8 protein-coding genes are annotated in these 8,459 nt (G+C 71.1%); 6 read left to right on the top strand and 2 right to left on the bottom strand.

Translation table 11 applies throughout. The annotated features are described in order from the left end of the window. The first annotated feature begins 410 nt into the window (after positions 1-410). Together DI526_RS22480 and DI526_RS22475 are read left to right on the top strand one after the other, a co-directional pair. Positions 411-761, top strand: coding sequence for a YciI family protein (locus tag DI526_RS22480; RefSeq protein WP_304282991.1), 351 nt, complete (start codon positions 411-413; stop codon positions 759-761). Between the two features lie 201 nt (positions 762-962). Beyond that, on the top strand, positions 963-1,982 hold the full coding sequence (locus DI526_RS22475; protein ID WP_304282987.1) for an RNA polymerase sigma factor: 1,020 nt from the start codon (positions 963-965) through the stop codon (positions 1,980-1,982). A gap of 149 nt (positions 1,983-2,131) precedes the next feature. Here DI526_RS22475 and DI526_RS22470 read toward each other — a convergent pair whose 3' ends face one another. Continuing rightward, a complete protein-coding gene (locus tag DI526_RS22470) occupies positions 2,132-3,466 on the bottom strand; it encodes a dihydroorotase (RefSeq protein ID WP_304282985.1) in 1,335 nt (444 codons plus the stop codon). 64 nt (positions 3,467-3,530) lie between these two features. Beyond that, a complete protein-coding gene (locus DI526_RS22465) occupies positions 3,531-4,664 on the bottom strand; it encodes a glycosyltransferase family 9 protein (RefSeq protein ID WP_304282983.1) in 1,134 nt (377 codons plus the stop codon). A 124-nt stretch (positions 4,665-4,788) separates the two neighbouring features. On the opposite strand from DI526_RS22465, the gene DI526_RS22460 reads away from it, so the two are divergent. The 4 genes from DI526_RS22460 (at position 4,789) to DI526_RS22445 (ending at position 8,315) form a co-directional block, all read left to right on the top strand. After that, positions 4,789-5,586, top strand: coding sequence for a folate-binding protein YgfZ (locus tag DI526_RS22460; RefSeq protein WP_304282980.1), 798 nt, complete (start codon positions 4,789-4,791; stop codon positions 5,584-5,586). 87 nt (positions 5,587-5,673) lie between these two features. Next, on the top strand, positions 5,674-6,555 hold the full coding sequence (locus DI526_RS22455) for an alpha/beta fold hydrolase (protein WP_304282978.1): 882 nt from the start codon (positions 5,674-5,676) through the stop codon (positions 6,553-6,555). 74 nt (positions 6,556-6,629) lie between these two features. Further along, positions 6,630-7,223 carry a DNA-3-methyladenine glycosylase I gene (locus tag DI526_RS22450; protein WP_304282974.1) on the top strand — a complete coding sequence of 198 codons (594 nt, stop codon included), beginning with the start codon at positions 6,630-6,632 and terminating at the stop codon, positions 7,221-7,223. 72 nt (positions 7,224-7,295) lie between these two features. Next, the gene (locus tag DI526_RS22445) at positions 7,296-8,315 is read left to right on the top strand and encodes an alpha/beta fold hydrolase (RefSeq protein WP_304282972.1); all 1,020 of its coding nucleotides are present in this window, start codon (positions 7,296-7,298) and stop codon (positions 8,313-8,315) included. Positions 8,316-8,459 lie beyond the last annotated feature (144 nt).

Raw genomic sequence — 8,459 nt, 5'->3', positions numbered from 1 at the left:
CCCGCTCAGCCTATCCCCATCGCCGCATTGGGCCGGATCCAAGCGCCCTCCCCCGCGACGGGGACAGCTCTGAGTATGGCGGGGGATTTAACGCGGATGATCCAGCGACGTGTAAAATCGACAAGCGCTTGAAATCGTTCGGTTCGATTTCGTCTACGCGGATCATGGAGCGCCGCGAACGCTCTTAGTTTTTCTCTCCTCCCCCTTTGGGGGAGGTGTCGCGGAGCGACGGAGGGGGCTGCTCCGCATCGACCGCGCTGCCCCCTCCGGCCCGCTGGGCCACCTCCCCCAAAGGGGGAGGAGAGAGCCCTCTCGACATTTTTCGGCGCCCGCTGTCGAATCCGGTCGAGCCGGCGCGTCTCTGGGGTCGAGGCGCCGCGAGGGTCGCGGAGCCCGATGGGAGACATCGCATGAAATACGCGCTGCTGATCTTTGAAGACGAGAAGGCTTTCCGCGGCGACAATGGCCGGGCCTGGGAAGAGATCCTGGCCGCCCACGGCGCCTTCGCCGGCGAACTGGCGGAAAAGGGCATCCTGAAGGGCGGCGCGGGCCTGAAGACCAGCGACACGGCCACCACCGCGCGCAAGACCTCCGGCCAATACGCCCTGCACGACGGCCCCTACGCCGAGGCCCGCGAACAGCTGGGCGGCTTCTACCTCGTCGAGGTCGACAGCCTGGACGACGCCCTGGCCCTGGCCAAGCGCGTGCCGCTGGCCGGCGACGGGTCGGTCGAGGTGCGGCCGATCATCGACGAGGACTAGGTCCTGGCCGCGCTGGACCAGACGTTCCGGGCGAGCGGAGGTCGGATCGTCGCCGCCCTGGCGGCCGCGTTCCGCGACCTCGATATCGCCGAGGAGGCCTTTGCCGACGCCTGCGCCAAGGCGGCCGAGGTCTGGCCCGCCGCCCCGCCGCTGGACCCGGCCGCCTGGCTCTACGCCAGCGCCCGCCGCAGGGCGCTCGATGTGATCCGTAAGCGAAGCGTTCGCCGCCGGCTGACGCCCGACGCGCCCGAGCCGGAACCGTCGGTCGAGGCCCAGCTCGCCTCCGACGCCCGCCTGATCCCCGACGAGCGGCTGCGGCTGATCTTCGTCTGCTGTCACCCGGCGGTGGCGCCCGAAGCGCGGGCGGCCCTGACCCTGCGCCTAGTCTGCGGACTGTCGGCCCAGGAGATCGCGCGCGCCTTCCTGGTGTCCGAGCCGACCATGCTGCAGCGCCTGACCCGCGCCAAGCGCAAGATCGCCGAGGCCGGCGTGTCGTTCGAGGTTCCTGGCCGCGACGCCTGGCCCGAGCGTCTGGCGGCCGTGCTCGCCACCCTGGAGGTCGCCTACGCCCGCGCCCACGAGGACGCGGCCGGGGTCGGGCCGCACGCGGGCTTCGCCGATGAGATGCTGGTCCTGACGGGCGTCCTGGTCGAGCTTCTGCCGAACGAGCAGGACGCCCTGGCCTTCGCGGCCCTCGTCCGCTACGCCGAGGCCCGGCGGCCGGCGCGGCTAGACGGCGAAGGCGTGAAGGTCCCGCTGGATCGCCAGGATCCGGCGCTGTGGCGCGGCGCGCTGATCGCCGAGGCCGAGGCTCTTCTGCGCAGGGCGGGAAGCCTGGGACGGCCCGGGCCGCTGCAACTGCGGGCGGCCCTGCACGGGGCCTGGTGCGCGCGACGAACCCTGGAGGAACCGCCGCCCTGGCCGGCGATCCTGGCGCTGTACGACGCTCTGCTGGGCTTCGGCGAGGACCCGTTCGCGCGGGTCAATCGCGCGGTGGCCCTGGCGGAGGTGGCGGGACCGGCGGCGGGGCTGGCGGACCTGGAGGCGCTGGATGAAGAGCGCCTGGCGGGATTCCAGCCCTTCCATGCGGTGCGGGCGGACTTGCTGGCGCGGTTGGGACGGCGGGAGGCGGCGCTGGCGGCCTATGACCAGGCGCTGGCGCTGGGGCCGGCGGAGGCGGAAATGCGCTGGTTGATCCGTAGGCGAATGGAAGCGCTCTAACTCTATCAACACCCGACCTCCCCGGCGAATGCCGGGGCCCAGATGAAGCCCTCCGAGACGCAAGCATGGGCGGGGCGCTGCTTCCCGTCAGCCCAAAGCCATACGATCTGGGCCCCGGCATTCGCCGGGGAGATCGGGATGGAAGATACCTACCCCGCCAGCGTCTCCAGGAACCGCACCGGCTCGCCGCGGCCCTCGGCGATCACCTCGTCGTCGCGCATGACCACGATCCCGCGCACGATCGTCGCCTTGGGCCAGGCCTTGGCCTCGAAGCCGTCGAACGGCGTCCAGCCCGAGCGGGTGGCCATCCAGTCGTGAGTGATGACGCGGCGCGCCTTCATGTCGACGATGGTGAAGTCGGCGTCGAAGCCCTCGGCGATGCGGCCCTTGTCGGCCAGGCCGAAGATCCGGTTCACGCCGTGGCTGGTCAGATCGACGAAGCGCTCCAGGGTTAGCTTCCCGTCGACCACGTGGGTCAGCATGATCGGCACCAGGGTCTGGACGCCCGGCATGCCCGACGGCGAGGCCGGATAGGGCCGCGCCTTCTCCTCGCGGGTGTGCGGGGCGTGGTCGCTGCCCAGCACGTCGGCGACGCCGGTGTCGATCCCGCGCCAGATCCCCGCCACGTGCTCGGCGTCGCGGATCGGCGGGTTCATCTGGGCGAAGCCCTTCAGGCGCTCATAGGCCTCGGGCGCGACCAAGGTCAGGTGCTGGGGCGTGACCTCGACGCTGGCGACGTCCTTGTTCTGGGCCAGGAAGTCGATCTCTTCCTTGGTCGTCACGTGCAGCACGTGGATGCGCTTGCCGAGGTTCTTGGCGATGCGGACCAGGCGGTGGGTGGACTGCAGGGCGGCCTGGGCGTCGCGCACTTCCGGGTGGCTGGTCCAGTCGCCGGGACGGGCCAGAGCCCGGCGTTCGGCCAGGCGGTATTCGTCCTCGGAGTGGAAGGCCGCGCGGCGGTTGACGTGGCGCAGGACGTTCTCGACGCCTTCGTCGTCCTGCACGAGGAGCGAGCCCGTCGAGGCGCCCATGAACACCTTGATGCCGCAGCAGCCCGGCAGGCGCTCCAGCTCGCCCAGGAAGGCGGCGTTCTCGTGGGTGCCGCCGACATAGAAGGCGTGGTCGGTGTGCATCCGGCCCTTGGCGCGCGAGAGCTTGTCGGCCAGGGCTTCGGGATCCGTGGTGGTCGGCTCGGTGTTGGGCATCTCGAAGACGGCGGTGACGCCGCCCAGAGCCGCGCCGCGCGAGCCGCTTTCCAGGTCTTCCTTCCACTCCAGGCCGGGCTCGCGGAAGTGGACCTGGCTGTCGATGACGCCGGGCAGCACGGTCAGGCCCGTGGCGTCGAACACCTCGCCGGCGCTGGCCTGGGAGAGGTCGCCGATCGCGACGATCTTGCCGCCGCGCACGCCGATGTCGGCGAAGCCTCGCCCGGCATGGTTCACCACCTCGCCGCCGCGAACGATCAGGTCGAAGGTCTGGGTCATGGCGCGGCTCCTCGCGAATGGTCGAGGCGATCTAGGGCCGCTCCGCGCCCGAGGCAACCTGGAACTAGCTGGCGTCGGGCTCGGCCACTCGCCGTTCGGCGGCGTCCGTCTCCGGCGAGGCTTCCGGCGAAGCCTCCGCCGGCGCCGGGTCCTCGATCGGCTCGCCCCACGGCGAGGTTTCCGGGACCTCGGTGTCAGCGACGTTGTCCTCGACCGCCGGCTCGACCTGCGGCGAGACCCGGGCCAGCAGGTCCTTGGCCGCGCGGATCACCGTGGTCACCGGCAGGTCGCTCATATGGCGGATGGCTTGGGAGAGCTCCGGATCCACGGCCAGGAACTGCTCGAAGCTGCGCGGGCCGCGCACGGCGACGGCCTTGTCGCCCCAGGGTCCGTAGCGGCGCTCGTCCGAGGGGCCGAACAGCCCGACGGTCGGGCAGCCGGCGGCCGCGGCGATATGCATCAGGCCCGAGTCGTTGCCGATGAACAGGCTGGCGCGCTTGAGGCAGGCATAGGCGGTCAGGAGATCCACCTTGCCGGTCAGGTCGATCGTGCGGCCGCGGGCCGAGGCCATGCGCAGCTCCTCGACCATGCGGGTGTCTTCCGGCCCGCCCAGGATCAGCAGCCGGCCGCCGGCCAGGGGCCCGTCCTTGTCGAGCAGTTGGGCGGCGGTCTGAGCGAAGCGCTCGATCGGCCAGACCTTGCCGACCCAGTTGGCGGCGGGCCCCACGGCCAGGATCGGACCGCTGTCTCCCAGCAGCTCGTCGGCCAGGGCCTCGACCTCGGGCGTGATGTAGAGATAGGGCGCGGGCGGCTCGCCCTCGAGCTTCAGCGTGCGGGCGGCGTCGACCACCTTGTGCACCGGCTCGCCCGGGGTCTTCTTCCAGATCGCTCGCTTGTCGCGGCGCAGGAAGAGGGCCGTGGCCGAGCCGCGCAGGTCGACGACCAGCCCCCACTTCTTGTGGCGCACCTGGTTCCACAGCTTGAACCAATGGCCCTTGCCCTTGCCCTTCTCCATCACGATAACCCGGTCGAGACCCGGCACGTGCGCGAACAGCGGCGCGGCCAGCGGGCCGGCGACGATGGTGAAGCGCGCGTTGGGGATCTGGTCGGCCAGCATTTTGATCAGGCCGGACGAAAGCACCGCGTCACCGATGCGCGTCGCCGTGATGAAGAGAATCGGGAAGGCCCGCTGTGTCATCGGTCCATGTATAGGGCCGTCGGCGAGTCGGCGCATCCCACGTTAATGTCTTGTTTACCGGGACGAGCCGGTTCATGGCCGGAAAGGGTGGCGCGAACGGGTCCCCGGCGCCACATCTGCGCCCATGACCACGCCGATCACCGCCCGCCTGACTTCCCGCGCCGTCATCGCCGTCTCCGGCCCGGACTGGCGAAGCTTCCTGCAGGGCCTGCTGACCCAGGACGTCGAGACCCTGGCGCCGGGCGAGCTGCGCTTCGCGGGCCTGCTGACGCCGCAGGGCAAGCTGCTGCACGACCTGTTCGTGGCCGGGACCGACGACGGCGCCCTGCTCGACGTCCAGGCCGACCAGCGCGACGCCCTGATCCAGCGCCTGACGATCTACCGCCTGCGGGCCAAGGTGACGCTGGAGGCCAGCGACCGGCCGGTGCTGGCGGTGTTCGGCGGCGAGGTCGCGGGCGAGGGCCTCTACGTCGATCCGCGCCTGCCGGCGCTGGGCGCGCGCGCCTATGACGACCGCCCCGCCGACGCCGACGAGGACGCCTACGACGCCCATCGCCTGGCGCTCGGCGTCCCCGGCCCCGCCGACTGGGGCCAGGAGCGGACCTATCCGATCGAGGCCAATTTCGACCTGCTGGCCGGCATCGACTTCAAGAAAGGCTGCTTCGTCGGCCAGGAGACCACCAGCCGGATGAAGCGGCGCGGGACGATCAAGACCCGCATGCTGCCGATCACCTTCGACGGCCCGCCGCTGGCCTTCGGCGCCGAGGTGCTGGCGGGCGAGCTGCGCGCCGGCGAGGTCGCGAGCGGCAGCGACGGCCGGGCGCTGGCCCTGCTGCGCCTGGATCGCATCGACGGCGCGGACCTGACGGTCGAGGGCCGCCCCGTGCGGGTCGAATGGCCCGGCTGGCTACCGCAACCCTGACGATTGCGCTCCGCGACAAAGCAAGGCAGAGGTTCGCCAAACGACGGTCCGCCACTGGAGGCCAGGATCGTTCTGGGGAGCCTATTCATGAACCGCCGTGACATCCTGGGCGCGGGCGCGCTGCTCGCCGCCGCCGCCCTCGCCGGCCCGGTCCTCGCCGCCGACGCCGACCGCTTCACCGTCGAGGTGGTGGGCGCGGGTCCGGACGTCATCCTGATCCCCGGCCTGTCCTCGTCCCGCGAGATCTGGAAGCCGACCGCCGAGGCCCTGAAGAGCCGCTACCGGGTCCACCTGGTGCAGGTTGCGGGCTTCGCCGGGGCGCCGACGGCCGGAAACGCCGAGGGCAAGGTCGCGGCGGGCGTCGCCGAGGGCCTGGCCGGCTACATCCAGGACAAGGGCCTGAAGACGCCGGCCGTGATCGGTCACTCGATGGGCGGCACGATCGGCATGATGCTGGCCGCGCGCCATCCCGCGCTGGTCGGCAAGCTGATGGTCGTCGACATGTTCCCCAACCTCTCGGTCGCCTATTTCGGCCCGGGCGTCCCGGCCGACGTCGTCGCCCAGCGCGCCGCCGGCTTCCGCGCCCAGATCGCCAACGCGCCGGCCGAGGGCTTCAAGGCCATGCAGGAGCAGGTGATCGCCGGCATGGTGAAGACCGAGGCCGCCCGTCCGGCCATCGTCAAGCACTCGCTCGACAGCGACCGGCAGGTCTCGGGCCGGGCCATGGAGGAGCTGCTGACCACCGACCTGACGCCGGAGCTCTCCAAGATCACCGCCCCCACCACGGTGGTCTACGCCTGGAACAGCGGCATGCCCGTCCCCGCGGCCGTCTTCGGGGGCTGGTACCAGGCGGCCTACACACCGCTGAAGGGCGTCAAGCTGGTCCGCATCGAGGACACCGCCCACTTCATCATGATCGACCAGGACGCCAAGTTCATGGCCGAGGTCGAGACCTTCCTGAAGGCGTAGCGCGCCGCCGCGCGCCGCGCTTCTGTTCTTGAAAAGTTCTGGTCATGCGCCGCGCTTTGCGCCAAGCTCGTCGCATGACCGAACCGACCCGATGCACCTGGCGCGGCATGAACGGCGATCCGTTCTACGAGGCCTATCACGACCACGAGTGGGGCGTGCCCGAGTGGGACAGCCGCGCGCTCTGGGAAAAGCTGGTGCTGGACGGCTTCCAGGCCGGGCTGTCGTGGATCACCATCCTGAGGAAGCGCGAGGCGTTCCGCGCGGCCTTCGCCGGCTTCGATCCCGAAAAGGTCGCCCGCTTCGACGAGACCGACCGCGCGCGGCTGATGGCCGACGCCGGCATCATCCGCTCGAACGGCAAGATCGACGCGGCCATCGCCGGCGCGCGGATCTATCTGGACATGCGCGAGCGCGGCGAGGACTTCAGCGGCTTCCTGTGGGACATCGTCGGCGGCGCGCCGATCCAGAACGCCTGGGAGGACGGGTCCCAGGTCCCGGCCCAGACGCCCCTGGCCGTCGACATGGCCAAGGCGCTGAAGGCCAGGGGCTTCAAGTTCTGCGGCCCGGTGATCGTCTACGCCTTCATGCAGGCCACCGGCATGGTCAACGACCACTTTGTCAGCTGCTTCCGGCATGACGCGTGCAAGGCGCTGGGACACCGCCCCTAGACCAAGGTTGCCATCGCCGCCGCCAAGGCTAAGGTCCGCGCCCGGAAAGCGAGCAATGCGGGGGATGTGCGCGTGAAGGGATTGTTTTCGGTCGGCGTCGGCTTGCTGCTGGCCAGCCTGGCTTGCGGCGCGCGCGCCCAGGTCATTCCGGACGTGCCGGTCGTCGAGGCCATGGCCGACTACATCGCCCCGGGCGGCATGGTCGCCGTCGACGGCGCGCGCCGCATCCATCTGCGCTGCATCGGCCAGGGCGCGCCGACCGTGGTGTTCACCGCCGGCCTGGGCGCCTGGTCGGCGACCTGGGCCAAGGTCCAGCCCGAGGTCGCCAAGGTCACCCGCGCCTGCGCCTGGGACCGCGCGGGCTTCGGCCTCAGCGACGGCGACGCGCGCCACGCCCAGACGGTCGACCAGACCACCGCCGACCTGGAGCGCGCGCTGAAGGGCGCCGGGATCAAGGGCCCCTACGTGCTGGTCGGGCACTCCGCCGGCGCCTACGAGACCCTGGCCTTCGCCGATCGTCATCGCCAGGAAGTCGCGGGCGTCGTGCTGGTCGACCCGTCGCGGCCCCACGACCTGGCCCGCGAGGCGGCGATCAGCCCCGTGGCCGCCAAGGCCGACCGCGCCTATTTCGCCAGCGAGGTCCAGCGCCTGCGCGACTGCGCCGCCGGCGTCGCGTCCGGCGCGATCAAGACGGGCGCCCCGGCCGCGCCCTGCTTCCAGTACTTCCCGGAGATTCCCAAGCCGGTTCAGGCCACGCTGGCCCAGCGCGACGCCGACCCCGCCCGGCTGCGCGCCCAGGCCTCGCTCTACGCCGAGTACGAGGCCAATGGCGAGCGCATCGCCAAGGCCGGCCGAGCCTATGGCGACCTGCCGCTGATCGTGCTCAGCGCCGCCCGCCCCTACTGGCCGCGCGAAGCCGAGGCCGACCATGCGGCCCTGACGGCGGACTGGGTCGAAAGCCACAAGGCCCTGGCGGCCCTGTCCACGCGCGGCGAACGCCAGGTCGTGACCGACACCAGCCACCTGATCCAGCTGGACCAGCCCCAGCGGGTGATCGAGGCGGTGACGCGGGTGTTGGGGGCGAGGCGGTAGGGGCGTCACACTTGGTGATGGCTGCAGCCCTCCAGTTCAGCCTGCTAGGTCTATTCTGCGCCATTGGACTAAGCCGCTCGCGCGGCATGGGTGACCGGCGCTGGCGCCGTAGTTGAACCTGAAGTGGCGGCGCCTTGCCCGTCC

The organism is Caulobacter segnis, assembly GCF_003243465.1.
In the GTDB taxonomy this organism is placed as follows: Bacteria; Pseudomonadota; Alphaproteobacteria; order Caulobacterales; family Caulobacteraceae; genus Caulobacter; species Caulobacter segnis_A.
Note: the sequence above shows the minus strand (reverse complement) of the source record. Positions and strands in the feature narration are given on the sequence as shown.